The sequence below is a fragment of the Nocardia terpenica genome (assembly GCF_013186535.1).
GTDB classification, from domain to species: Bacteria; Actinomycetota; Actinomycetes; order Mycobacteriales; family Mycobacteriaceae; genus Nocardia; species Nocardia terpenica.
The window spans coordinates 2,062,648-2,088,239 of sequence record NZ_JABMCZ010000001.1 but is presented as its reverse complement, the minus strand read 5'-3'; the positions used below and the strand labels follow the sequence as shown (position 1 = coordinate 2,088,239).

19 protein-coding genes, 3 rRNA genes and 1 pseudogene are annotated in these 25,592 nt (G+C 67.4%); 5 read left to right on the top strand and 18 right to left on the bottom strand.

Features of this window, described 5'->3' with window-relative positions; translation table 11 throughout:
- Positions 1–95 precede the first annotated feature (95 nt).
- Positions 96–1,034: a copper transporter gene (locus tag HPY32_RS09660; protein WP_067591088.1), complete on the bottom strand. Its 939-nt coding sequence runs from the start codon at positions 1,032–1,034 to the stop codon at positions 96–98.
- Between the two features lie 8 nt (positions 1,035–1,042).
- The gene (gene steA / locus HPY32_RS09655) at positions 1,043–2,254 is read right to left on the bottom strand and encodes a putative cytokinetic ring protein SteA (RefSeq protein WP_067591091.1); all 1,212 of its coding nucleotides are present in this window, start codon (positions 2,252–2,254) and stop codon (positions 1,043–1,045) included.
- A 152-nt stretch (positions 2,255–2,406) separates the two neighbouring features.
- On the opposite strand from steA, the gene HPY32_RS09650 reads away from it, so the two are divergent.
- Entirely contained in the window at positions 2,407–2,832 is a 426-nt protein-coding gene (locus HPY32_RS09650) for an SRPBCC family protein (RefSeq protein WP_067596054.1), read from the top strand.
- Between the two features lie 11 nt (positions 2,833–2,843).
- Here the strand turns inward: HPY32_RS09650 and recN are convergent, their stop codons facing one another.
- The 4 genes from recN to HPY32_RS09630 are packed head-to-tail and all read right to left on the bottom strand — an operon-like array spanning position 2,844 to position 6,633.
- Positions 2,844–4,619: a DNA repair protein RecN gene (recN, locus tag HPY32_RS09645; RefSeq protein WP_067591093.1), complete on the bottom strand. Its 1,776-nt coding sequence runs from the start codon at positions 4,617–4,619 to the stop codon at positions 2,844–2,846.
- Positions 4,597–5,547: an NAD kinase gene (locus HPY32_RS09640; protein ID WP_067591097.1), complete on the bottom strand. Its 951-nt coding sequence runs from the start codon at positions 5,545–5,547 to the stop codon at positions 4,597–4,599. The genes recN and HPY32_RS09640 overlap by 23 nt, the downstream gene beginning before the upstream one ends.
- Positions 5,544–6,356 (bottom strand): TlyA family RNA methyltransferase, encoded by an 813-nt coding sequence (locus tag HPY32_RS09635; RefSeq protein ID WP_067591100.1) that lies wholly within the window; start codon positions 6,354–6,356, stop codon positions 5,544–5,546. The genes HPY32_RS09640 and HPY32_RS09635 overlap by 4 nt, the downstream gene beginning before the upstream one ends.
- A gap of 1 nt (position 6,357) precedes the next feature.
- A complete protein-coding gene (locus tag HPY32_RS09630; RefSeq protein ID WP_067596055.1) occupies positions 6,358–6,633 on the bottom strand; it encodes a hypothetical protein in 276 nt (91 codons plus the stop codon).
- A gap of 108 nt (positions 6,634–6,741) precedes the next feature.
- Here HPY32_RS09630 and HPY32_RS09625 point away from each other — a divergent pair, with 108 nt between their 5' ends.
- Positions 6,742–7,386, top strand: coding sequence for a YdcF family protein (locus tag HPY32_RS09625; protein WP_171982766.1), 645 nt, complete (start codon positions 6,742–6,744; stop codon positions 7,384–7,386).
- 403 nt (positions 7,387–7,789) lie between these two features.
- Here HPY32_RS09625 and HPY32_RS09620 read toward each other — a convergent pair whose 3' ends face one another.
- The 9 genes and pseudogenes from HPY32_RS09620 to HPY32_RS09580 all read right to left on the bottom strand — a co-directional run bounded on the left by HPY32_RS09620 (position 7,790) and on the right by HPY32_RS09580 (position 20,141).
- Positions 7,790–8,674 (bottom strand): HAD-IIA family hydrolase, encoded by an 885-nt coding sequence (locus tag HPY32_RS09620; protein ID WP_067591103.1) that lies wholly within the window; start codon positions 8,672–8,674, stop codon positions 7,790–7,792.
- A gap of 93 nt (positions 8,675–8,767) precedes the next feature.
- A pseudogene (locus tag HPY32_RS44500) lies at positions 8,768–9,739 on the bottom strand (hypothetical protein); the annotation flags it as partial.
- A 730-nt stretch (positions 9,740–10,469) separates the two neighbouring features.
- Positions 10,470–10,586: ribosomal RNA gene (gene rrf / locus HPY32_RS09610) — 5S ribosomal RNA — on the bottom strand.
- A 79-nt stretch (positions 10,587–10,665) separates the two neighbouring features.
- Positions 10,666–13,776, bottom strand: a 23S ribosomal RNA gene (locus HPY32_RS09605).
- A gap of 252 nt (positions 13,777–14,028) precedes the next feature.
- Positions 14,029–15,547: ribosomal RNA gene (locus tag HPY32_RS09600) — 16S ribosomal RNA — on the bottom strand.
- Together the 16S, 23S and 5S rRNA genes form the textbook arrangement of a ribosomal RNA operon.
- Before the next feature lie 511 nt (positions 15,548–16,058).
- The gene (gene tyrS, locus HPY32_RS09595) at positions 16,059–17,339 is read right to left on the bottom strand and encodes a tyrosine--tRNA ligase (protein WP_067591106.1); all 1,281 of its coding nucleotides are present in this window, start codon (positions 17,337–17,339) and stop codon (positions 16,059–16,061) included.
- Between the two features lie 88 nt (positions 17,340–17,427).
- Complete coding sequence (locus HPY32_RS09590; protein ID WP_067591111.1) at positions 17,428–18,093, bottom strand: FadR/GntR family transcriptional regulator; 666 nt, start codon at positions 18,091–18,093, stop codon at positions 17,428–17,430.
- 106 nt (positions 18,094–18,199) lie between these two features.
- Complete coding sequence (locus tag HPY32_RS09585) at positions 18,200–18,823, bottom strand: DNA-3-methyladenine glycosylase (protein WP_067596057.1); 624 nt, start codon at positions 18,821–18,823, stop codon at positions 18,200–18,202.
- 172 nt (positions 18,824–18,995) lie between these two features.
- Positions 18,996–20,141: a low temperature requirement protein A gene (locus tag HPY32_RS09580; RefSeq protein ID WP_067591113.1), complete on the bottom strand. Its 1,146-nt coding sequence runs from the start codon at positions 20,139–20,141 to the stop codon at positions 18,996–18,998.
- A gap of 126 nt (positions 20,142–20,267) precedes the next feature.
- On the opposite strand from HPY32_RS09580, the gene HPY32_RS09575 reads away from it, so the two are divergent.
- From HPY32_RS09575 to HPY32_RS09565, 3 genes are read left to right on the top strand one after another with little or no spacing between them, the layout of a single operon-like run.
- A complete protein-coding gene (locus HPY32_RS09575) occupies positions 20,268–20,999 on the top strand; it encodes an ABC transporter ATP-binding protein (RefSeq protein WP_067591116.1) in 732 nt (243 codons plus the stop codon).
- A complete protein-coding gene (locus tag HPY32_RS09570; protein WP_067591119.1) occupies positions 20,996–21,769 on the top strand; it encodes an ABC transporter permease in 774 nt (257 codons plus the stop codon). Before HPY32_RS09575 ends, HPY32_RS09570 begins: the two co-directional genes overlap by 4 nt.
- Positions 21,766–22,389, top strand: a complete 624-nt coding sequence (locus HPY32_RS09565; protein WP_067591122.1) for a TetR/AcrR family transcriptional regulator — start codon at positions 21,766–21,768, stop codon at positions 22,387–22,389. Before HPY32_RS09570 ends, HPY32_RS09565 begins: the two co-directional genes overlap by 4 nt.
- Here the strand turns inward: HPY32_RS09565 and HPY32_RS09560 are convergent.
- From HPY32_RS09560 to HPY32_RS09550, 3 genes are all read right to left on the bottom strand, one after another.
- Positions 22,364–22,594 (bottom strand): Trm112 family protein, encoded by a 231-nt coding sequence (locus tag HPY32_RS09560; RefSeq protein WP_067591126.1) that lies wholly within the window; start codon positions 22,592–22,594, stop codon positions 22,364–22,366. The two genes, HPY32_RS09565 and HPY32_RS09560, sit on opposite strands and share 26 nt — an antisense overlap.
- Before the next feature lie 238 nt (positions 22,595–22,832).
- Positions 22,833–23,303, bottom strand: a complete 471-nt coding sequence (locus HPY32_RS09555; RefSeq protein ID WP_156674589.1) for a GtrA family protein — start codon at positions 23,301–23,303, stop codon at positions 22,833–22,835.
- A complete protein-coding gene (locus HPY32_RS09550) occupies positions 23,300–25,510 on the bottom strand; it encodes a hypothetical protein (protein WP_067596058.1) in 2,211 nt (736 codons plus the stop codon). Before HPY32_RS09550 ends, HPY32_RS09555 begins: the two co-directional genes overlap by 4 nt.
- Between the last annotated feature and the right edge of the window lie 82 nt (positions 25,511–25,592).

The following is a 25,592-nucleotide window of genomic DNA, read 5'->3' as shown; positions in this document are numbered from 1 at the left end:
TCCGTGTCGTGACAACCCACCGTTTCGTCACATCGGTCCCAGCCGACCCGTCAGCCTCGCACCCACTGGCTACCGCACAGCAGCCCAAGGGTTCCCTACCCCGGCATCGCCGCCACACTCAGCGCCGTCGCCTTCGCCCCGGTGCCGTACCCGCCGGTCTTGCCGCCCAGTTGCTCGCCGAGGCCCAGAACCGTGGTGAGCCGCCCGATTTCGCGATCCACATTGTCCACCGTGGTGACCGTGGACGCCAGGTGTCCGTCGGCGCGCACCACCGCGATCGGTCCCGCACCGTCGGCCGCACCGCCCCGCCCGGCGAGCACCACACCCGCGCCGCGGCCGCGCAGCCCGCCCGCGAAGCGCGCGATGATCGACCCCTGGTTGTTCTGCTCGGACCTCGCACCGGCACCGGTCAGCACCACCGCCAGCTGCGCGGGCTGCACCTCGCCGGTGGCGACGAATCCGCCGTTGCGCAGCGTGTCCAGGATCAGGCCGCGCTCCTGCGGCGTGGCGCGCTGCTGGTTGCTCCCGGGATCGGTGAGAAACGCCAGGCCGAGCAGGTCACCCGCGAGGCTGCCCTGATCGACCGCCCCGGTCTGTAGCTGCCCGCCCGCCGGAATCATGTTCGTGACCGCGGTGCGCAGCCGGTCGCCCTGCGCGGAGTCGACGAACGAGTCCGTGAGCGCGATCTTTCCGGTCACCGTCGCCCCCGCCGCGCCCAGCGCCTTGGCCACGGCGTCCACATCGCCGGGATCGGCGTCGGGCGTGGTGAACAGGAGCACGCTGCGATTGGCGAGGGTGCCGCCCAGCAGCCGCGGCGCCGATCGGGCGACGAAGCCGTCCGCGGCCGCGACCTCCTCGGTGAGCCGGGTGTTCTCCGCGGCGAGCGCGTTGTTGCGCTGTTGCAGCGCACCGTGATCCGACCGCAGCAACGCCAGGACGCCGCCGCTGAGCCCCTGCGCTCCGAGTAGCAGTCCGAGGGCCAGGGCGAAGAAGATCGCGGCGATCGAGACGGCATGCTGGCGTAACGAGATCACAGCGGCCCCTAGCGATTTCCGTGGAATAAATTGCGCACCCACGCCTCTGCGTGGTGCCAGGTGGCCGCCGCCCAGTCGAGCGCCTCCCCGCCGAGGTGCGAGGCCAGCACCGCCACGATCAATGCGACCAGCGCGGCCAGCACCACCAGGGCGACCGCCCAGCCCGATGTCCGGTTGCGGTACAGCACCGCAACCGCTTTCGCGTCCATCAGCTTCGCCCCGGTCTTGAGCCGGGTGAGGAAGGTGGCCGGATTGGATTCGCGGCGGCTGCGGTCGAAGAAGTCGTCCAGCGAGGCGGCGGCCCCGCAGGTGACGATGAGCGCCGCGCCGTGATGATCGGCCAGCAGCAGCGCCAGATCCGCCGCCGACCCCGACGACGGGAAGGTGGTCGCGCCGATGCCCAGGTCCTGGATGCGCTCCAGCCCCTTGGCGTGGCCGTCGGTATCGGCGGGCAGGATCACCTCGGCGCCGGACTTCAGCGTGGTCGCGGTGATCTCGTCGGGATCGCCGACGATCAGGTCGGGCCGATATCCGCTGCGTGTCAACGTATCCGCGCCCACCCCGACGCCGACCAGAATGGGCGCGTACTCCTTGATGAACGGCTTGAGCGACCGCAGATCCTCGCGATGGTCCGGCCCGTCGGCGACCACCACCACCTGCCGGTTGTGCATGGACAACTCCAGCTCCGGCACCCCGATCCCGTCGATGAGCAGCGCGCTCTCGCTGCGGATGAACTCGATCGTGTTGCCCGCGAACGCCTCCAGATGATCGGCCAGCCCGTTGCGGGCCTCGATCATCCGCTCGGCGATGGTGGCCTCGCTCAGCTCGGCGCCCCGCAGCAGGGCCTCCGGCTCCTTCTTGGTGAGCTTGTCCGCGTAGACGACACCCTCGTGCAGGCGCACCCGCGTGCCGTCCTTGATGGCACCGAAAACATCGGAGGACAGGGCGTCCAGTAGGGCAATGCCGTTGGCCACCAACACCTCCGGGCCCAGGTTCGGGTACCGCCCGGAGATCGACGGCGACGCGTTGATCACCGCGGCCACACCGGCCTCGACGAGCCGGTCGGCGGTGAGTCGGTCCAGGTCCATCTCGTCGAGCACGACGATATCGCCGAGCCCGACCCGCTTGAGCAGACGCCGGGTGTTGCGGTCCACCCGGGCCATCCCGGTCAGTCCGGGCAGCGTTTCGGTGTTTCTCGACAACAACGCCAGCATCTTCATGAGGTCCGATGATGGTCGTTAACCCTCAACCTGTGGTGGAGGCGCGCCGCGCCCGCGCTACCACATTCGTCACTGTGATGCGAGCAACTCGGCATCGGAGCAATGCAACCGGTATGGATATGCTGCGCCTCACAATCCGAAGGGAGACCGCCATGTCCAGCACCACCGTCGACGCCGTCATCCCCGCTCCGCGGGATCGGGTCTACCGGCTGTTCACCCAGCGCGACAGTCTCAACGCCTATCTGCCGATCAATTTCACGCTGCAACGGCCCGGTTCCCCCGAGCCCACCGGCGTGGGCGCGCGCTATCGCGTCGGCCGAGGCGGATTCGGCATCACCGAGGAGACCACCGCCCTGGTCCCGGGCGAGCGCATGGAGTACAAGATCATCGCCGGCGCCCCCGTGAAGAGCCACACCGGCACCATCACCTTCGCCGACGCCCCCGACGGCGGCACCCTGGTCTCCTACCGCATGGAGTCCTTCCCGAAACTCCCTGTCCCCGACCGCCTCACGCAACTGTTCCTGCGCGGTCTCATCACCCCGTTCCTCTCGGCGGCCCGCAAGGCCGCCGCGGAGTAGGGAACTCTCCGTCAGCCGACGGCGGTGGCGTCCTTCTCGGCCCGGGCGGTCGCCAGCAGTTCCTCGGCGTGCGCGCGGCCGGTCTCGGTGTCGTCGAGCCCCGCGAGCATGCGCGCCAGCTCCTTGACCCGGTCGTCGGTGGCCAGGGTGCGCACGCCGCTGTTGACGCCCTTGCCGTCGTCGACCTTGTCGACCACCAGGTGGGTGTCGGCGAAGGCCGCGACCTGCGGCAGGTGGGTCACCACGATCACCTGGTGGGTGCGGGCGAGCCGGGCCAGGCGGCGGCCGATCTCGACCGCGGCCCGGCCGCCGACACCCGCGTCGACCTCGTCGAACACCATGGTCGTGCCGTGCTCGGAACTGGCCAGCACCACCTCCAGCGCCAGCATCACCCGGGAGAGCTCACCGCCGGAGGCGCTCTTGCTCAGCGGCAGCGACTGCGCGCCCGAATGCGCCGACAGCCGGAACTCGACCTCGTCGACGCCGGTCGACCCGGCGTGAACCTCCTTGCCGTCCACCGTGATCGGCGCCGAATCCTGCGCGCTCGCGGCGACCGGCCGCACCTGCACCTCGAGCTTGGCGCGGCCCATGGCCAGCCCGCCCAGCTCGGCGCTCACCGCGGCGGCGAGCTTCTTGGCGGCCCTGGTCCGCGCGGCGGTCAGCTTCTTGGCGGCCTCGCGCACCTGCTCGGCGGTCGTGTCGACCTCCTTGGCCAGCGCGGCCAGCGCCTCGTCGGACACGTCCAGCGAATCCAGGCGGCCTCGCGCGTCGTCGGCCCAGGCGATGACGCCGTCGATGTCGGGCGCGTACTTGCGGGTCAGCGCCTTCAGCTCGGCCTGCCGGGTCAGCAGCGAATCCAGCGCGCCCGGATCCGACGGCAGATCCGACAGATACGTGCTCAGCTCGGTCGTCAGATCCACCACCACCGAGATGGCCTCGCCCAGCCGCGGCGCCAGCTCCGCCAGCGCCCGGTCCTCCGCCGAATCCAGCCGGGCGCGCGCGGTGCCCAGCAGATCGAGTGCTCCCGCGCCCTCGCCGGGCGCGTCGGCGGGTCCGGCCAGCGCGTCGTGCGCCGCGGTCGCGGCCTCGCGCAGCGAATCCAGATCCGACAGCCGCAGCACCTCGGCCACGATGCGCTCGTCCTCGCCGGGTTCCGGTGCGACGGCGTCGATCTCGTCCAGCGAGTACTTGAGCCGGTCGGCCTCGAGCGCCAGTTCCCGGCCGCGCGCGGTGCGTTCCAGCAGCTCGGTGCGCGCCTGCAACCAACCGCGCCGCGCCAGTTGATATTTGCGCAGCAGCGCGGCGATCGACTCGCCCGCGAACTGGTCCAGCGCCCGCAGCTGCTGGTCGGGCCGCTGCAACCGCAGCTGGTCGTTCTGCCCGTGCACGGTCAGCAGCGGCGCGGTGAAATCCGACAGCACCGCCGCGGGCACGCTGCGTCCGCCCAGGTGCGCGCGCGAGCGGCCGTCGCTGCCGACCGTGCGCACGGCGATGACGCTGCCGTCGTCGTCGCGTTGCGCCCCGGCCGATTCCAGCACCTTCTCGACCTCGTCGCGCGCGCCGTCGTGCGCCTCATCGAGGGTGAATCGGCCCTCCACCACCGCGCGCGCCGCGCCCCGGCGCACCCGCCCGGCGTCCGCGCGGGCGCCGCCGAGCAGGTGCAGGCTCGTCACCACCATGGTCTTTCCGGCGCCGGTCTCACCGGTCAGGCACGTCAGCCCCTCGTGGAATTGCGCTGTGGCGGTGGAGATGACGCCCAGGCCGTCAATCCTGATCTCGGTCAGCACTCGTGGTCTCCGTCCACCGTCGGCCCCGCCAACCTGTCACGGGCAACTGGAATTTGCGCACCATCCGGTCGGCGAACGGGGCGGAATCCAACCGCACCCATCGCACCGGCTCACTCCCCCGAATCGCCTCGAACCGCCCGCCCTTCGGCAGCGGCAGCGTGCGGCGGCCGTCCAGGAAGACGACCGCGTCATGGCCCGTCGCCACGGTCTCCACGGCGATGCGGGAATCCGGGCTGGTCACCAGCGGACGCGCGAACAGGGCGTGGGCATTGCTCGGAATCACCAGCAGCGCCTCGAGTTCCGGCCACACCACCGGCCCGCCCGCGGAGAACGCGTAGGCGGTGGAGCCGGTCGGCGTCGCTACCAGGACCCCGTCGCAGCCGAACTGCGAGACGGGGCGGCCGTCCACCTCCAGCACCACCTCGAGCACACCCATGCGGGCGGCGTTCTCGATACTGGCCTCGTTCAGGGCCCAGCCGCGGTCCACCACGACATCATCCACGCGGACGCTGACATCTATCGTCATCCGCTGTTCGATGCGATAGTCGCCGTGCACCACTTGGGCGAGCGTGTCGTCGAGGTGTTCGCCCTCGGCCTCGGTGAGAAATCCGATGCGCCCCAGGTTGATTCCCAGCACCGGCACCCGCGCCGGGCGCGCCGTCTCGGCCGCGCGCAGGAAGGTGCCGTCACCGCCCAGCGCGAGCACCATCTCGCAGCCCACCGCGGCGTCGGGGCCGTGCTCGACCGTCTGCACCGGATAACCGTCCGGCTCGCCCTGCTCGTCGCAGTCGAGCCTGGTGCTGTACGCCTCGTCGGCCAGCACGCGCAGGCCGATCCCGGCCTCGGCGAAGATCTTCGCCACCCGATGCGCGGTCTCGGTCAGCTCCGGCCGACCGGGATGCGCGACGAGCAGGATCTCCCGCTTCACTGTGGTCCCTCCTCGACCGCCTGTGTCACCAACGCCGCCACATCGTCCACGGGTTCCCCGCCCTTACGCAGCCACAGAAAATATTCGACATTGCCGGAGGGCCCGGGCAGCGGACTGGCCACGACCCCCCGCGTGTGCAGACCCAGCCCGGCAGCGGCGGCCGCGACCTCGCGCACCGCCTCCGCGCGCAGCCCGGGATCACGCACCACACCGCCGGAGCCTACTCGCTCCCGACCGACCTCGAATTGCGGCTTCACCATGGGCAACAGATCGGCATCGGGCGCGCAACACGCGGCGAGCGCGGGCAGCACCAGGCCCAGCGAGATGAACGACAGATCGGCCACGACCACCTCGACCGGGCCGCCGATCTGCTCGGCGGTCAGGGCACGGACATTGGTGCGATCCAGCACGTGCACCCGCTCGTCGGTGCGCAGCCGCCACACCAGCTGGCCGTAGCCGACATCGGCGGCAACCACCTCGCGCGCACCGCGCGACAGCAGCACATCGGTGAAACCGCCGGTCGACGCGCCCGCATCCAGGCAGCGCCGCCCCTCGACGGTGACACCCTGCGGCTCGAACGCCGCGAGCGCGCCCAGCAGCTTGTGCGCGCCCCGCGAGGCCCACCGCACCTCGTCGGGTTCCTCCCGAACGACCAGGGGCGTGCCCGCCTCGACCGCCGTCGCGGGTTTGGCGGCGACCGTTCCGTTGATGAGGACGCGGCCCGCGCCGATCAGTTCGACCGCGTGCTCCCGCGATCGCGCCAATCCGCGGCGAACCAGTTCGGCGTCCACCCGAGCGCGCCTGGCCACCTCAGATCTTGTCCACCGTCGCCAGGGCCTGGACCAGCACCTCGTGCGCCTGCTCCAGGATGCGGGCCCGCCGGGTGATGTCGACGCCCGCACGGTCGGGGTCCGAATTGTGTGTTCCGGCAGCCAGTTCCGATACCAGCGCGTCGATCTCCGCGCGCACCTGCTGCGGATCGGCGAACTCCGCCGGGGTCGCGCCCGGCAGGTGCTGACCGGGCAGCGGCACACCCGGGCGGGCGTTCGGCCCGGGCGCGTGCGGACGAGGCATCGGCGTAGTCATGGTGTCGACCACGCTACCGGAGTTCGCATTCGAACACACGTACCGACTGCGCCACAGCACGGGCGCGGCGGTGGGGCGCATCCGGCCCGCCCTTGGCAGAATGTGGCGGTGCGAGCTGATCGAGTCGATGCTGTCGGGCGGCGGGCAATGCTGCGGGTGGCGGTGACGCTGGCCACGATCGTCGCGGTGTCCGAGCTACTGCACCGGCGAGCGTCGCGGCGCGGCTTCGCCCCCGCCGACCCGAGCGCCCCGAACGGCACCGAAGCCGTTGTGGTGCTGGGCTGTCCGGCCAAGAAGAACGGGCAACCGCATCCCATGCAGCGCTGGCGCTGCCAAATCGCGGCCCGATCGCTGGACCCCGCCCGCACCGACATCATCGTCTTCACCGGCGGCGCGGTCGAGCGCGACCAGGCCGAGGCCGACGTCATGGCCTGCTACGCCCACGAGTCCCTTGGCATCCCCGAATCCCGCACGGCCACCGAAACCAAGTCCGAAAGCACCTGGCAAAACATCGAATTCACCCTCCCCCTGATCGAACACGCCGACCGCATCCTCATAGCCTCCGACCCCATGCACGCCGCCCGAGCCCGCCGCTACCTCACCCTCCAACGCCCCGACCTGGCCCCCCGCCTAACCCCCACCGACGACTACCGCCCCCTGGAACGCTGGTGGCTCAAAATCCCCACCGCCGCCTACGAACTCACCGCAATAGCCCGCCGCCGCGCGGGCCACGCACTACTCCGCCACGGATAACCGCCTGGCAGCCAGCACACCACGACGACACCAGCGCCACCACACCACGACGACACCAGCGCCACCACATCATGACGACAACAGCACCACCACACCACGACGACACCAGCCACCTGATTCCGGCGTGCTTTTGGCCGGAATCCTGCGGAGGATCCCGGCCAAAAGCACGCCGGGATCAGGAGTAGGGCGGCACTCCGGGACCTGGGGTGGGCCACACGGGGACCTGGGGTAGGCCACACGCCGGGACCTGGAGTAGGCCACACGCCGAGACCTGGAGTAGGCCACACGCCGAGACCTGGAGTAGGCCACACGCCGAGACCTGGAGTAGGCCACACGCCGGGATCAAGAGCAGGGCCACACGCCGAGATCAAGAGCAGGGCCACACGCCGGGATCAGGCGTGGGCTACTGCGCAATCTCGATTGCTCGGCCAGGATGCGCGCGCAGGAGGTCGGCGAGGGCGTCCGCGATATCCGTCGCGTCATCGACCGAAACAGTCTGCGCCACAGGGTGGTTCAGTGCATCGAGGGAGTCGGCGAGGTAGGTGGGGAGGCGGTCGGCGGGTTGTTTGCGGAGGTCGGTGAGGGTGCTGACGCCGGTCAAGACCAGCAGGGAGGGAAGGTCCACGCAGTGGGCGCCGTCGATGTCGGTATCGAGGCGATCGCCGACCACCAATGCGGCGCGGGTGGCCGCTCGCTCGAGCGCGTCTTCCATCAGCGGCGCATAGGGTTTGCCCGCGACCAAGGGCTCCAGTTCGGTCGCGGCTCGCAGCGCGGCAACCATCGAGCCGTTCCCCGGCGCGAGTCCCCGCTCGTTGGGCAGCGTCGCATCGGTATTGGTCGCCACCCACAGCGCCCCGGCGCGCAGCGCATACGCGGCCTCCGCCAGGTCCGGCCACGCTGTCTGCGGCGAATGCCCCTGCACCACCGCCGCGGGCGCCTCGCCGTCGAACCGCCGCACCGGCCGCAACCCGACCCGATCGATCTCCGCCACCAGATCGTCGGTCCCGACGACCAGCACCGCGGCCCCCGGCTCGAGCCGCCCGGCGAGCACATGCGCCGCCGCCTGCGCACTGGTGACGACATCGCCCTCACCGGCCGCGAACCCCAGCTCGGCCAGATGCCGCGCCACCGCTCCCGCGGCCCGGCTCGCATTGTTGGTCACATACACCAACACCTGCTCCCCCGCCGAAAGCGCCTCGGGCGCACCGGGAATCACCGCATTACCCCGATACAGCGTCCCGTCCAGATCCAGCAGCAGTGCCCCGAACCGATCCCGCAAGCGCGTCACAGCAGCCTCCACCTAGCTCCGTTACCGAGTGTCGTCCGACGGTTCGTCATCGCCGCCCGAATCCTCGGCCTCGTCGTAATCCGCGACCGCACCACCGGCGAGCTCGTCGGCACGCTCCTCGGCATCGGTCTCGCCGTCGATGTCCGCGGCGGCGGCATTGAGGAACCACTGGAGGGCCTCGTCGCCACGATCGGCGGCCAGCAGGGCCTCCGCGTAGGCATAGAACAGTCGGGCCGCGGCGGAACCGGTACGGGCAGGGTCGAGATCGGGGGTCTGCAGCGTCACCACGGCCTGGTCGTACTGGCCCAGATCCATGCGGGCGCCCGCGACCACGATGCGCAACTCGGTGGCCTCGTCGCCGCGCAGGCCCCGGGCCTCGTCGCTGCGCCCCAGTTCGATGGCGCGCTCGGGGCGACCGAGACCGCGTTCGCAGTCGGCCATCACCGCGAGCAGACCGGAGCCGCCCGACATCCGCCGCGCGGTGCGCAACTCGGAGAGCGCCTCGGCCCACTCACCCGCGTGATAGGCGGTGACACCGGCGGTTTCGCGAACCACCGCGATCCGCCCGGCGCGCTGCCGCGCCGCCCGCGCATGCGCCAGGGCCAGCTCGGGATCCTCGTCGAGGAGCCGGGCCGCCATCACCAGGTGCCGGGCAACCGTCTCGGCATTGCCCTTGTCCAGGCTGAGCAGATCGCGCCGGATCACCGGCTCCAGATCGCTCGCCTGAACATCCTCGGGCAGCGCGGGCTCATCGGGACGCCCCGGCCGACGCTCCTGTCCCCGCCCGACCCCCTCGCCACCACGCCGCCGCTCCTCCGGCCGACCGGCATCCCCACCCCGACCGAATTCCCTTCTGTCACCACCGAATTCACGCTCACCACGCGCGGGCCGATCCCCCTCGCGCCGATCCCGCGAAAACCCGCCGCGACCTTCGCCGCCCCAACGATCCGACCGCTCCTCCCCACGCCGGAAATCCCCACGATCGGAATCCCCCCGCGGCCCACCGGATCTCCGCTCCGCACCACCACGCTCGTAACCACCCCGCCGCTCACCGAACTCCCCGCGACGCTCACCGAAACCGCCCCGGCGATCATCGGAACCGCCGCGACGCTCGCCGAAACCACCACGGCGATCATCGGACCCACCCCGGCGATCACCGAAACCACGACGGTCATCGGACCCACCGCGCCGTTCACCGAAACCACCACGGCGATCATCGGATCCGCCGCGGCGGCCGTCGGAACCACCACGGGAACCATCGAAACCGCGCCGCTCGCCGGATCCACCGTGCCGGTCGCCGAATCCACCGCGCTGGTTGTCCGAATCACCACGACGGTCGCCGTAGCCACGACGATCGTCGGATCCGCCCCGGCGGTCGTCGAAATTCCCACGGCGGTCGCCGAATTCGCGATCGCGGCCGGAGTTGTCGCGGCGGAAACCGCCCGAACGGCGGTCGCCGGTTCCCCGGGCGTCGCCGCCCTCGTTGCGGTCACTCCGTGGCTGGTAGGGCCGGTCACCACCGGACCGCTCGCGCGGGGGTTTGCCGGAGCCGCCCGGGCCCTGACCGGCGCCGCTGCGGCGGAAGGGCTTCCTGCCGTCGTTCTGCTCCGACACGGTGCTCCCTCTCTCTGTCGTCGCTGTTGCTATCGATGCCCGGTCGCGGCGCTCTCGCCCACGTGACGTGCGGTCCGTACGACCCAGATTCAATCACGTGCGGACGGTCCGGCGTCCACGCGGCACAGGCCCTGAAACGCAAAATGGGGGCCCACGGTATGGGCCCCCATTTCGAAGGATTGTCCGGCGGTGTCCTACTCTCCCACACCCTGGCGAGTGCAGTACCATCGGCGCAGGTGGCCTTAGCTTCCGGGTTCGGAATGGGACCGGGCGTTTCCCCACCGCTATAACCGCCGTAACACTATGAAACTATCCACACCCTCCACGGGGGGTCGTGTGTTGTTTCAGATACCGCACAGTGGACGCGTAGCAGCTTTGTTGGTAAGTCCTCGGCCTATTAGTACCGGTCACCTGCACCAGTTACCTGGCTTCCAGTTCCGGCCTATCAACCCAATGGTCTGTTGGGGACCTTACCCACTCGAAGTGGTGAGAAACCTCATCTTGGAACAGGCTTCCCGCTTAGATGCTTTCAGCGGTTATCCCTTCCGAACGTAGCCAACCAGCCATGCCCCTGGCGGGACAACTGGCACACCAGAGGTTCGTCCGTCCCGGTCCTCTCGTACTAGGGACAGCCTTCCTCAAGTTTCTGACGCGCGCGGCGGATAGAGACCGAACTGTCTCACGACGTTCTAAACCCAGCTCGCGTGCCGCTTTAATGGGCGAACAGCCCAACCCTTGGGACCTACTCCAGCCCCAGGATGCGACGAGCCGACATCGAGGTGCCAAACCATCCCGTCGATATGGACTCTTGGGGAAGATCAGCCTGTTATCCCCGGGGTACCTTTTATCCGTTGAGCGACACCGCTTCCACATGCCGGTGCCGGATCACTAGTCCCGACTTTCGTCCCTGCTCGACCTGTCGGTCTCACAGTCAAGCTCCCTTGTGCACTTACACTCACCACCTGATTGCCAACCAGGCTGAGGGAACCTTTGGGCGCCTCCGTTACACTTTAGGAGGCAACCGCCCCAGTTAAACTACCCACCAGGCACTGTCCCTGAACCAGATCATGGTCCGAGGTTAGAAGTCCAATACGATCAGAGTGGTATTTCAACGACGACTCCACCCGAACTAGCGTCCAAGCTTCACAGTCTCCCACCTATCCTACACAAACCGTACCGAACACCAATACCAAGCTATAGTAAAGGTCCCGGGGTCTTTTCGTCCTGCCGCGCGTAACGAGCATCTTTACTCGTACTGCAATTTCGCCGAGTCTGCGGTGGAGACAGCAGAGAAGTCGTTACGCCATTCGTGCAGGTCGGAACTTACCCGACAAGGAATTTCGCTACCTTAGGATGGTTATAGTTACCACCGCCGTTTACCGGGGCTTAAATTCTCAGCTTCGCCCTTACGGACTAACCGGTCCTCTTAACCTTCCGGCACCGGGCAGGCGTCAGTCCGTATACATCGTCTTACGACTTCGCACGGACCTGTGTTTTTAGTAAACAGTCGCTTCTCTCTGGTCTCTGCGACCCAACCCAGCTCCCACCGCAAGGATGTTCACCAGACCGGGCCCTCCTTCTCCCGAAGTTACGGAGGCATTTTGCCGAGTTCCTTCACCACAGTTCTCTCGATCGCCTTAGTATTCTCTACCTGACCACCTGTGTCGGTTTGGGGTACGGGCCGTGTACCAACTCACTAGAGGCTTTTCTCGGCAGCATAGGATCACTGAATTCGCCTCAACCGGCTACGCATCACCTCTCAGGCTTGATGCTGTGCGGATTTGCCTACACAACGCCCTACAGGCTTACACCAGGTAATCCATCACCTGGCCCAGCTACCTTCCTGCGTCACCCCATCGCTTGACTACTACAATCAGGGTCCCGTGCAGCCACTTCTCTTCACCCGAAGGTGATAGGTCCGCTTTTGGACGGTTAGCACAACTGATTCGCCATTGGGCGCGGATACACGGGTACGGGAATATCAACCCGTTGTCCATCGACTACGCCTGTCGGCCTCGCCTTAGGTCCCGACTCACCCTGGGCGGATTAACCTGGCCCAGGAACCCTTGGTCATCCGGCGGACGAGTTTCTCACTCGTCTTTCGCTACTCATGCCTGCATTCTCACTCCCGTAGCCTCCACAACTAGTTCACACTGCTGCTTCCCTGGCTACAGGACGCTCCCCTACCCACCCCAACCCCTGGACACCAAGTGCCTGGGTACATGCTGGAGTGCCGCGGCTTCGGCGGTGTACTTGAGCCCCGCTACATTATCGGCGCAGGATCACTTGACCAGTGAGCTATTACGCACTCTTTCAAGGGTGGCTGCTTCTAAGCCAACCTCCTGGTTGTCTAAGCGACCCCACATCCTTTTCCACTTAGTACACGCTTAGGGGCCTTAGCCGGCGATCTGGGCTGTTTCCCTCTCGACTACGAAGCTTATCCCCCGCAGTCTCACTGCCGCGCTCTCACACACCGGCATTCGGAGTTTGGCTGACTTCGGTAAGCTTGTAGGCCCCCTAGGCCATCCAGTGCTCTACCTCCAGTGTGAAACACGCGACGCTGCACCTAAATGCATTTCGGGGAGAACCAGCTATCACGGAGTTTGATTGGCCTTTCACCCCTACCCACAGCTCATCCCCTCAGTTTTCAACCTAAGTGGGTTCGGGCCTCCACGACGTCTTACCGTCGCTTCACCCTGGCCATGGGTAGATCACCCCGCTTCGGGTCCATGATGTGCGACTCAACCGCCCTATTCGGACTCGCTTTCGCTACGGCTCCCCCACACGGGTTAACCTCGCCACACACCGATGACTCGCAGGCTCATTCTTCAAAAGGCACGCCATCACCCCACCATAGGAGGGCTCTGACGGATTGTAAGCGCACGGTTTCAGGTACTATTTCACTCCCCTCCCGGGGTACTTTTCACCTTTCCCTCACGGTACTAGTCCGCTATCGGTCACCAAGTAGTATTCAGGCTTACCGGGTGGTCCCGGCAGATTCACAGCAGATTTCACGAGTCCGCTGCTACTCGGGAAACATCCACACAAGAGAACACGTTTTCGCTTACCGGACTCTCACCGTCTACGGTCGGCCATCCCAGACCAATTCAGCTAACGAGTTCTTTTCTGACTTGCGCTCACTTCGGCAGAAGTGAGAAGAATGATCCCACAACCCCGCATAGACAACGACTGCCGTCTATCACATCTACACGGTTTAGCCTCTTCCGCTTTCGCTCGCCACTACTCACGGAATCACTATTGTTTTCTCTTCCTGTGGGTACTGAGATGTTTCACTTCCCCACGTTCCCTCCACACACCCTATATATTCAGATGCGGGTGACACGACATCACTCGTGCCGGGTTTCCCCATTCGGACATCCTCGGATCTCAGCTCGGTTGACAGCTCCCCGAGGCTTATCGCAGCCTCCTACGTCCTTCATCGGCTCTCGGTGCCAAGGCATCCACCGTACGCTCTTACACACTTACAAACAAAGATGCTCGCGTCCACTGTGCAGTTCTCAAACAACACACCCGCACCGAATCGAATCAAGGACCGCGACCCCTCGAGGAGGCTGGTTTCACAAGAGATCCGGGCGGATCGTTTCTTGCCTGGAAAGAACGTCTGTTCTTTCAGGACCCAACAGTGTGTCGACTACATCCCCTCACGGGGCACATGTCAGCGTTCCACCCATGAGCAACACCGAGGAACACTCGTCCTCGAAATGCTATGTGCTCCTTAGAAAGGAGGTGATCCAGCCGCACCTTCCGGTACGGCTACCTTGTTACGACTTCGTCCCAATCGCCAATCCCACCTTCGACGGCTCCCTCCCACGAGGGGTTAGGCCACCGGCTTCGGGTGTTACCGACTTTCATGACGTGACGGGCGGTGTGTACAAGGCCCGGGAACGTATTCACCGCAGCGTTGCTGATCTGCGATTACTAGCGACTCCAACTTCACGGGGTCGAGTTGCAGACCCCGATCCGAACTGAGACCGGCTTTAAGGGATTCGCTCCACCTCACGGTATCGCAGCCCTCTGTACCGGCCATTGTAGCATGTGTGAAGCCCTGGACATAAGGGGCATGATGACTTGACGTCGTCCCCACCTTCCTCCGAGTTGACCCCGGCAGTCTCTCACGAGTCCCCGCCATCACGCGCTGGCAACATAAGATAAGGGTTGCGCTCGTTGCGGGACTTAACCCAACATCTCACGACACGAGCTGACGACAGCCATGCACCACCTGTACACCAGCCACAAGGGAGGCTACATCTCTGCAGCTTTCTGGTGTATGTCAAACCCAGGTAAGGTTCTTCGCGTTGCATCGAATTAATCCACATGCTCCGCCGCTTGTGCGGGCCCCCGTCAATTCCTTTGAGTTTTAGCCTTGCGGCCGTACTCCCCAGGCGGGGTACTTAATGCGTTAGCTACGGCACGGATCCCGTGGAAGGAAACCCACACCTAGTACCCACCGTTTACGGCGTGGACTACCAGGGTATCTAATCCTGTTCGCTACCCACGCTTTCGCTTCTCAGCGTCAGTTACTGCCCAGAGACCCGCCTTCGCCACCGGTGTTCCTCCTGATATCTGCGCATTTCACCGCTACACCAGGAATTCCAGTCTCCCCTGCAGTACTCTAGTCCGCCCGTATCGACTGCAAGCGCACGGTTGAGCCGTGAGATTTCACAATCGACGCGACGAACCGCCTACAAGCTCTTTACGCCCAGTAATTCCGGACAACGCTCGCACCCTACGTATTACCGCGGCTGCTGGCACGTAGTTGGCCGGTGCTTCTTCTACTCCTACCGTCACTTGCGCTTCGTCGGAGTCGAAAGCGGTTTACAACCCGAAGGCCGTCATCCCGCACGCGGCGTCGCTGCATCAGGCTTCCGCCCATTGTGCAATATTCCCCACTGCTGCCTCCCGTAGGAGTCTGGGCCGTGTCTCAGTCCCAGTGTGGCCGGTCACCCTCTCAGGTCGGCTACCCGTCGTCGCCTTGGTAGGCCGTTACCCCACCAACAAGCTGATAGGCCGCGGGCCCATCTCGCACCGATAAATCTTTCCACCACACACCATGCAATGCGTGGTCATATCCGGTATTAGACCCAGTTTCCCAGGCTTATCCCAGAGTACGAGGCAGATCACCCACGTGTTACTCACCCGTTCGCCGCTCGTGTACCCCGAAGGGCCTTACCGCTCGACTTGCATGTGTTAAGCACGCCGCCAGCGTTCGTCCTGAGCCAGGATCAAACTCTCCGTTGAAGACTCTCAATTGCGTCCGAAGACGTAATCGGAAGAATTAACCAGAGTCCGAAAACCTTGGCAAAATCAAACGCCAGCAAAAGTATTTGCTGACTAAATATCCCGGCGCTCACACGGGGGTGTAAGCACCGGAACCAAATGTAAATATTTGGCACTGACATTCATCGACACACTATTGAGTTCTCAAAGAACAGGCGCACTCCGCATCCAACCGGATATCCGGCCTTCTTCGGAGGCAACTTTTCCAGCCTAACCGAACCAACCCGCAGAGTCAAGTCCGAGGCGTAATTCGATCTTGCTGATGGTCAGGCGCTCCTCGTCCAGCCTCGTTCTCCCTGGCCTCTCGGCCCCGGGTCGGTGTCCGTGTCGCTCTGACCTGGAATAAGTTACGTGTTGGATAACGGAACGTCAAATCCCCAAGACAGCAGGCGTTTTCGCTGGTCAGGGGCCTCGCTTCGGGCGGTTGCCCGACCTGGGTCGCGGCAATGTGACCCAGGTCATGGCAACCGTGTCATTCGGCGCGGCGAGCTCCCGCGAAGTTCTTCTTGCCGCGGCGCAGGACGAGCCAGCGTCCGTGCAGGTAATCGGAATCGGCGGGCGTCCATTCCGGATCGGATATGCGGGTGTTGTTCACCGATGCGCCGCCCTCGTTCACCGCGCGGCGGGCCGCGCCCCGGCTGTCCGACAGGCCCGATGCCACCAGGAGGTCGACGATCGTCGAATCGGTGCGCGCCTGCGCGACTTCACCGTCGGCGGCGGCCTCGGACAAAGCGGCGGCGAGCGTGGACTCGTCGAGTTCGTGCAGGTCGCCGCGGCCGAACAGGGCTTGGCTGGCGAGTTGCACCGCGCGGGTGTTGGCCTCGCCGTGCACGAGCGTGGTCATCTCGGCGGCCAGTCGGCGCTGTGCCGCGCGGGCGTGCGGGCGTTCCTCGGTGGCCTTCTGTAGTTCGTCCAGTTCCTCGCGCTCGAGGAAGGTGAACCAGCGCAGGTAGCGGACCACGTCGGCGTCGCCGGTGTTCACGAAGTACTGGTACCAGGCGTAGGGGCTGGTCATCTCCGGGTCCAGCCACAGGCTGCCGCCGCCGGTGGACTTGCCGAACTTCTTGCCGTCGGCGGAGGTCACCAGGGGGACCGTCAGCGCGTGCACGTGCTCGCCGTCGAGGCGGCGATTCAGTTCGACGCCCGCGATGATGTTGCCCCATTGGTCCGAGCCGCCGACCTGCAGGTGGCAGCCGTGCTTGCGGCGCAGCTGCACGTAGTCGTTGGCCTGCAACAGCATGTAGCTGAATTCGGTGTAGGACATGCCGTCGGTCTCGAGCCGCCGCTTGACGGTGTCGCGGGCCAGCATGACGTTCACCGAGAAGTGCTTGCCGACATCGCGCAGGAATTCGACCGTGGTCAGCGGGCCGGTCCAGTCCATATTGTTCGCGATGATCGCGCCGGTCTTCGGGTCGTCCAGGTCGACGAAGCGTTGCAGCTGGCCGCGGATGCGTTCGGCCCAGGCGGCCACGGTGTCGGTCGAATTCATGGCGCGCTCGCCGACGTCGCGGGGGTCGCCGATGAGACCGGTCGCGCCGCCCGCGAGCACGATGGGCCGGTTGCCGGCGCGCTGGAAACGCTTCAGCGCGAGCAGCGGAACCAGGTGACCGGCGTGCAGGCTGGCGGCGGTCGGATCGAAGCCGGCATAGAGGGTGATCGGGCCCTCGGCCAGCTCGGCGCGCAGGGCGTCCAGGTCGGTGGACTGCGCGATCAAGCCACGCCAGGTCAGTTCCTCGATGATGTCGACGCTCACGCCTTCCCATCTTTCCGCACTCGATTACCGGGCAAACATGCAGGTTCCGACCCTCATGATGGCGAGCGGCGGCGTGGGGGTCGAGGGATTATTCGAATGCCTCTTTCAATGAGGTGAGGTGGACGCGGCTGGCGGCCGCGGCGGCATCGGGGTCGCTGCGGCGGACGGCGTCGAGCAGGACCTCGTGGGCGCGATGGTCGGCGTGCGGGTCGAGCGGGCGGATGCGCAGCATGTCGATCATGGCGTGCCGCGAGCGCGGGACGAAGGCGTCGAACATGCCGTTGAGCACGTCGTTGTGCGCGGCGGCGACCACGGTCCGGTGGAATTCGGTGTCGGCATCGACGAGTTCGGCCACCGACGCGCCCGACTCGGCGCGGGCGGTCAGGGCGCGCCCCATGGCCCGCAGGTCGGCGGGGGTGCGGCGGCGGGCGGCCAGGGCGGCGCCCTCCACCTCGATGGCGATGCGGGCCTCGATGACGGTGATGATGTCGGCCCGGCGCAGCACGGTGTCCCAGTCCTCGACGACGTCGACGGCGGTGACGAAAACGCCCGCGCCCTGGCGGCTTTCGAGGACGCCCTTCCCGGACAGCTCGCGAACGGCCTCGCGCAGCGTGGACCGGCCGACGCCCAGCTGCGCGGCCAGGGTGGTCTCGCCGGGGAGTTTGTGCCCGAGCTGCCATTCGCCGGCGCGGATCCGATCGAGGAGCAATTGCGCGGCCTGCGCGGCCAGCGGATGCCTCTGCACGTGCGCCAAAGCTTGCGCGCCTCTCTACTTGTCTGAGGAGTGATTACCGGTCAGTTTAGGCCACGCGCACAGCCCTGGTCCCGGCCGACGGCATGCCGGGACCAGGAGGGCCAGGTCAGGCCGACTTCTCCGCCCGTGGTGCGCGGGGGCTGCGGCGGTAGGCCGAGACGGCGGGGGAATCGCGCAACCACAGTCGCCACGGGCGGTCGGCGGCGAGGCTGACGCCGACTCGGGGGCCGACGCCGATCAGGGAGGTGTCGGTGATTTCCGGGCCCAGTTCCAGCCGGATGGGTGCGGCCGGGTCGAACAGGTCGGTTCCGTAGTCGCCCAGGGTGATTCCGAGGGCGCTGCCGAGATTGCCGGGGCCCCTGGCCAAGTCGGCGTCGGCGCGGGCGGCGGGGCGGCGTTCGCGGGCGGCGGGGAGCCCGGCGATCACCTCGCCCGCTCGGATCAGGACCGCGCTGGCGAGGCCGTCGGGACCGGAGGTGACGTTCACGCAGACGTGCATGCCGTAGCTGAAATACACGTAGAGTCGACCAGCGGGCCCGAACATGACGGCATTGCGCGGGGTTCGGCCGCGCCCGGAGTGCGCCGCCGGGTCGTGCCAGGGCCCGGCCGGGTCACCCCCGTACGCCTCGACCTCGACGATGCGCACCCCGACGGGCCCGGACCACAGGGTGGCCCCGAGCAGCCGATGCGCGGCGGCCAATGGTTCGACGGCGAGTTCCTCGGCAGACACAGTGCCCCATTGTCGCGAAGGGCGCCCGGTGGGGAACAGTCGGGCCGTCAGGTCGAGATCACGCCGTTTGATTTTGCGCATGGCGACGATGGTCCGGCAACTACTCGTCGAATCACGTTGCTGACGCCCCAGATTCCGGCCGAAAGCATGCCGGAATCATGGGGTGCCGGGCCTACAGGTACGCGCTGTGGTCTCCCGAGCGCATGCTCAGGACGTCGTCGGCGATGATGAACGCGTAGGCCACGATCATCAAGGCCGCCAAGAGGATCCAGGCCGCCGCGGCGACGCCGAGGGGGGTGGTCGCCACGGCGGCGACGGCCGCGGCCAGCCGCCACCAGGGGCGTGGGAGCCGCAGTGTCAGGCGGAACAGGCACTGGCCCAGGAAGAACACGCCGACGCCGCCCGCGAGAGACAGGGCGGCGGGGAGGGGCATCGGCCGGGTGCCGTCGGCGATGCAGATCTTGATGCCCGCGGCGGTCAGGATGATGCCCAGCAGCATGACATACAGCGAGTACCCGTAGGCGACCACCGCCGGGCGCGTGCGTTGCGGGCCGGGTAGTGCGCTCATGGCGTGTTCGCCGCGTTCGTCGTCGAGCCCGAAGAAGGCCCACCACAGCACATAGGCCAGCCACAGGCCGAGCGCGATCATGCCGATCAGTCCGGCGTCGAGGTGCTCGCCGCCCAGCCCGGCGCCGATCGCGACCACCGATTCGCCGATCGCGATGATGAGCACCAGGCCGTGCCGCTCGCAGAAGTGGCTGGGGCGCACCACGAATCCGCCGGTCCCGGCGATGTAGGGCGTCGCCACCTGCAGGGCGAAGGCCGCGCCCCAGATCAGGTAGCGCGGCCAGCCGTGCACGAAACCGCCGCCCAGCACCAGCAGCGCGGAGGCGGCGTTGGGCGGGGCGATGCGCAGGATCGCCGAGGTCGCCGACGCTCCCCCGCCGAGGTAGAACAGCGCCGTGTGCACGGTGTTCACCACGAAATATCCGACGCCGAAGGCGATTCCGGAACCCTCGGCCGCCTCGGGCACCGCGACCGCCAGGATGAAGAACCCGAGCATGCCGATCAGCAGGGCCGTCCGGCGCGCCGAACTGTTGGGCGCCACCTCGTTGGTCAGCCAGACGTAGCCGCTGTACATCCACCAGATCACGCCGAACATCAGGGCCACCCGGCCCAGCGCCGCCCAGCTCGCGTGCTCGCTGAAGGCGTGCGTGAGCTGGGTGATGGTGAAGACGAAGACGAGATCGAAGAACAGTTCCAGGGTCGAGGCGCGGACTTGACCGCCCTCGGCCACGTCCGCGGTTTCGCTGGTCACGGGCCGATCGTAAGGGTGACGAGCGAACGGGCCGCAATCGCGCGGCCGAGGGGCTTGCGTTCCGTTCCGCGCGGGCGCAGAATTCAACGCGTAATGAATTCAACACTCGATGAACAGGAGTGATCCATGGCGGTGTCGAACTCTCCCCCGGCTGTCGAGGTCGAACATCTGCGGGTGCAACGCGGCGGACGGGAAGTACTGCACGACCTCTCGCTGACGGTGCCGCGCGGTCGCATCACCGGGCTGCTGGGGCCCTCCGGATGCGGGAAGACGACGCTCATTCGCAGCATCGTCGGCACCCAGTTGATCGCCGCGGGCAGCGTGCGGGTGCTGGGCGAACCGGCGGGCAGCACGGGCCTGCGGTCGCGGGTGGGCTATGTGACGCAGGCGCCGAGCATCTACGACGATCTCAGCATCACCGACAATGTGGCCTACTTCGGCGCGCTCTACGGGCGGTCGAATTCCGATGTCGCCGCGGCCATCTCGGCGGTGGGGCTGGGCGAGCACGCGCGGCAGCGGGGCAATCAGCTGTCCGGCGGGCAGCGCACCCGGGCGTCGCTGGCCTGCGCGCTGGTGGCCGATCCGGAGCTGCTGGTGCTCGACGAGCCGACCGTCGGGCTGGATCCGGTGCTGCGCGTGGAGCTGTGGAATCAGTTCCACGCCCTGGCCGCCCAGGGCCGCACGCTGCTGGTGTCCAGCCACGTCATGGACGAGGCCGAGCACTGCGACCGGCTGCTGCTCATGCGCGAGGGCCACCTGCTGGCCCAGCTCAGCCCGGACGAGCTGCGCACCGAGACCGGCGAAACCAGTTTGGAGAACGCGTTTCTCGCGCTGATCAGGATGGGAGACCCGCGATGACGACCGCCGTCGCGCACCCGCTGCGCTGCTACACCGCCACCACCGTCCGCATTCTGCGGCAGCTGCGCGCCGATCACCGCACCGTCGCGATGCTGCTGCTGGTGCCGTCGCTGCTGATCCTGCTGCTGTACTACGTGTATCACGACACGCCGAGCGTGCCGGGCATGCCGACGCTGTTCGACCGGGTCGGCATCAGCATGCTGGGCATCCTGCCGTTCATCGTGATGTTCCTGATCACCGCCATCGCCATGCAGCGCGAGCGGACCTCGGGCACGCTGGAGCGGCTGATGACCACGCCGCTGTCCAAGCCGGATCTGCTGGCGGGCTACGGCACCGCGTTCTCGGTGGCCGCCGCCGGGCAGGCGGGCCTGGCGTGCCTGGTGTCGTTCGGGCTGCTGGGCATGCACTCGGCGGGCAGCGTGTGGCTGGTGCTGTTGATCGCGGTGCTGGACGCGGTGCTCGGGGTCGCGCTGGGTCTGCTCGCAAGTGCGTTCGCGCGCACCGAGTTTCAGGCCGTGCAGTTCATGCCGTTGATCGTGGGACCGCAGTTCTTCCTGTGCGGGCTGCTGGTGCCGCGCGGTCAGCTGCCGCACTGGCTGGAGATCATCAGCGACGTGCTGCCGCTGAGCTACGCCGTCGACGCCCTGCAGCAGGTGGCGCGGTATCCCGGGGCCACCGGGCTGATGTGGCGCGATGTGGGGGTCGTGGCCGTATTCGCCGCCGTCGCACTGGGATTGGGCGCGGCCACGCTGCGGAGGAGAACGGCATGACCGACACCGGCGAACCCGAGGACAACGGCGGGCGCAGCGGGCGGCGGCCCGGCCGGTCCGGGACGCGGGAGGCCATTCTGACCGCGGCCCGCACCCGGTTCGCCGAGGTGGGGTTCGACAAGGCGTCGATCCGCTCGATCGCGACGGCGGCCGGGGTGGATCCCGCGCTGGTGCACCACTATTTCGGCACCAAGCAGGATTTGCTCACCGCCGCAATGGATCTGCCGATCGATCCGAACGTGATCCGGGAGCAGGTCGCCGCGGTGCCGCTGGATCGGATCGGGGAGACGGTGGTGCGGGTGGTGGTGAGCGTCTGGGATTCCTCGGTCGGGGTGCAGGCGGTGGCGGCGTTCCGCAGCCTGCTCACCGGCGCCGAGGGCGAACTGGCCCGCGCGTTCCTGCTGGAGGTGGCGCTGCGCGATGTGCGCGAGCGGGTGGATTCGCCGCCGGGCACCGGGCCCACCCGTGTGGTGCTGGCGGTCTCGCAGATGATCGGATTGCTGGTGGCGCGCAAGATCGTCGGGATCGAGCCGGTGGCCTCGATGCCGGTGGACGAGCTGGCCGCGGTGGTCGGGCCGAATCTGCAGCGCTATCTCACCGGGGATCTGCCGCTGCCGTGAAGGCCGCGTGCTCCTCGTCGCTCACCGGGCGGGCCTCATCGATCAGCAGCACCGGAATCCCGTTGTCGATCGGGTAGGCCCGCCGCAGCCGCGGGTTGTAGAGCACGCCCGCCCCGGCGCTATCGCGCACCGGCAGCAGCGGCCCCTTGTCCTGCGGGCAGGCCAGCAGACTCAGCAGGGTGGGATCCAGGATTTCCTCGGCCATGCCGACAACCTACCGGTCCCGGCATTCTTGAATCTCGTCGGCTAGGGAGATCCCGGCCAAAAGCATGCCGGGAAAGACGAAAAGAGACATGCCGGGAAGACGAAAAGAGCCACGCCGAGAAGACCAGAAGAGCCACGCCGAGAAGACCAGAAGAGCCACGCCGGGAAGACGAGAGGTGGCAAGCCGGGAAGGCCAGAAGAGGCAAGCCGGGAAGGCGAGGAGAGCTTCGGCTGCCTGCTTAGGTGCGGCGGAAGGAGAAGTGGCGGTGGCCGAAGTAGCTGGCGATGGCTACCAGCGCCATTACGGTGATCGTGGCGGGGGTTTTGGGGAGGTGGAGGGTGGCTACGGTGAGTTGGACGCCTGTCGCATTCAGTAGGAGGCCACCGGAATTCACGAGGACGAAGCGGGTGAAGTCGCGGAGGAGGTGGCCGCGGACGCGGAAGACGAGGGTGCGGTGGGCGACGAAGGCGAAGACGATGCTGACGCAGTAGGCCAGCACCACGGCCAGGGCGGGGGGCCAGGATTCGGGGAGCACCTTCAGCCACAGGACGGTCAGGGCCATGCCCAGCAGGGTGTTCGCGCCGCCGACGGCCGCGAAGGCCACCTCTTGGCGGCGAATCAGGCGCAGGAGCGGGCCGGGCGTCGGCTCGGCGGCGGGATCCGCCACGGCCGAACCCGGCGCAGCATCCGAACCCCGGCCCGCGTTCATGAAACCGCTTCCGCCAGTTCGGGCTTCGCCGCGTCGGGATCGGCGGGGGGTGTCGGGCCGTCCGGCTCGTCGTCGCGGCGGCGGGTGCGCAGGTACAGCCACTGCATGAGGCCCAGGCCGATCAGACCGCCGATCGCGGCGGCGATGCCGACCTTCCAGCCCGGCGGGCGCCACGACACGATCAGCTCGGCGTTCTCGGTGCCCGGCGGAATGGGCACGGCGACAAAGGACTTGGAGATGGTGGTGTGCGGAATGTCGCGCCCGTTCAGGGTGACCCGGTAGCCGGGCCAGCCGAGCCGGGCGAACACGACCCGGCCGCCGGTGCTCGACGACACCCGCACCCGGCTGGTCGTATCGGACTCCCCGAGGGAGGTGGCGGTGACCCCGGCGGCGTCGGCGACGCGGCCGTTCACGCCGGAGATCGGGCCGTCGACCCGCTCGAGCACCCAGATGTAGCGCTCGTGGCCCGGATAGTCGACCCACTTCCAGCCCGCGGGCGCGGGATGGTTGCCCGCGTCGGGGAACATGGCCCGCTGCAACACGACTCGGTCCAGTTTCATCAGGTCCACCAGGGTGCGCCCGGTGGTCGGCTCGGGGGTGAACAGCCGCCGGTAGGCGTCGGGGCAGACGCTGGAATCCCAGCGCATGCACAGCGTTTCGCCGAACCAGTAGTGCCCGTTCGGGGTGTAGCCGTTGACGTAGTGCAGCCGCAGGTCCTTGGCGTAGTTGCCGAAGACCAGCGAGCCGTAGGCGCCCGCGAGGTTCTTCTCCCCCGGCTGCACCAGGGCGCGATCGCCGAGCTGAATGGTGATGCCGTCGAACGCCGGGAACGCCGCCTGCGCCTGCGACCGGCTGGCGGGCAGGTTCCAGCTCATCGGATTCGGTTGCGCCGCATGCACTTGCACGTAGGCGATCGGGAACATGGCCACGATGGTGAGCAGCGCGGCGGCGGCCGTGCCGCGAGTGTGGCCCAGCCACACCGCGATCGCGCCGAGCGCCGCCACCGCAAACGCCGACCCCAGGTGCCAGACCACATCGTGCGGGTCGGCGGAGAAGGTGCGCACCCACAGCAGCCCGATCAGCACCAGCGCGGCGAGGCCGCGATTGCGCCGGTTCGCCACCGTGCCGAACCGGCCCAGCAGCACGCACACCAGCACCAGCAGGCCCAGCGCCAGCATCGGCAGCACCCGCGCGGGCCAGCGCAGCGGGCCGACCGTGCCGGGGCCCGCGGTCCACATCAGGAACATGACCGCGAACAGCGCCACCGCGGTCAGCTCCCGCCACGCCCCGCGCGCCCGCCGCCAGTCGACGAACGCCAGCGCCGGAATCAGGAACCAGGCGATATAGGTCATCGGCAGCGGCTGGATGTAGCCCCACCACGAATTGAACGCGGGCAGCGTGGACGGCAGGCTGGCGTTCAGCGACTCCGACCACGGCACCGTCAGGAACTGGTCGTTATTGATCTGCGAGGTGCCGCGCCAGCTCACCTTCGCCGACAGCATGCTCGGCAGGTAGGTCATCAGACCGGCCAGGCCCGCGCACATCGCCACCGCGGCCAGCCGCGCGACCGGCCGCCACCGGCGCTGGTAGATCAGTTCGCCGACGGCGACCGCGACCAGCATGAGCGCGGATTCCACGGCGGGAAAGACGTATTCGACCGAAATCGCCAGATACAGGAAGACGAAGACCGGGATCGGCCCGCCCCTGCCGCGGGCGTATCGCACCGACGCCGCCCACGCGTGCACCATCCAGGCGGTGCCGGTCAGCGAGGTCACCCAGCTGGCCTCGTCGAAGAACAGCAGCCAGCCGGTGAGCGGGAAGGCGATGCCCGCCACCGCCGCCCACTGCACCCGGCCGCCGTAGGCCAGACACACCCGATACACGCCGAGCGCGGCGATGATCGAGAACACCAGCTTCACGACCGTGGCCAGCACCACGAGGTTGTCGACGGAGGGCGCGATCAGATCGATCAGCAGCTGCGGCGGGTTGAACAGGCCCGCCTCCTCCATGGTGTAGTTGCCGGTCATCCACTGCTCGGGATTCAGCAGCGGCAGATGACCCTCGCGCAACTGGCGGCCCAGCCACACCCACAGCGGGGTGTACTGGGATTCGCTGTCGTCGGTGTAGAAGTGGCGGAAGTTGGCCAGCAGGACCGCGATATATCCGGCGATCACCCCGACGACGGTGAGCAAGCCCCAGCGATACACGTCTCTGCGCGACTGCTCCACGGCGTTCGGATCGGACCCGGACGCGGCATGTTCCGGCGCCGCCTCAGACACTGCACTGTCG

Excerpts from the sequence above, each read along its gene's own strand:
- steA (WP_067591091.1), bottom strand. The coding sequence starts at position 2,254 with ATGAAGATGCTGGCGTTGTTGTCGAGAAACACCGAAACGCTGCCCGGA.
- HPY32_RS09650 (WP_067596054.1), top strand. The coding sequence starts at position 2,407 with ATGTCCAGCACCACCGTCGACGCCGTCATCCCCGCTCCGCGGGATCGG.
- HPY32_RS09630 (WP_067596055.1), bottom strand. The coding sequence starts at position 6,633 with ATGACTACGCCGATGCCTCGTCCGCACGCGCCCGGGCCGAACGCCCGC.
- HPY32_RS09575 (WP_067591116.1), top strand. The coding sequence starts at position 20,268 with ATGGCGGTGTCGAACTCTCCCCCGGCTGTCGAGGTCGAACATCTGCGG.
- HPY32_RS09570 (WP_067591119.1), top strand. The coding sequence starts at position 20,996 with ATGACGACCGCCGTCGCGCACCCGCTGCGCTGCTACACCGCCACCACC.
- HPY32_RS09565 (WP_067591122.1), top strand. The coding sequence starts at position 21,766 with ATGACCGACACCGGCGAACCCGAGGACAACGGCGGGCGCAGCGGGCGG.
- HPY32_RS09560 (WP_067591126.1), bottom strand. The coding sequence starts at position 22,594 with ATGGCCGAGGAAATCCTGGATCCCACCCTGCTGAGTCTGCTGGCCTGC.
- HPY32_RS09555 (WP_156674589.1), bottom strand. The coding sequence starts at position 23,303 with ATGAACGCGGGCCGGGGTTCGGATGCTGCGCCGGGTTCGGCCGTGGCG.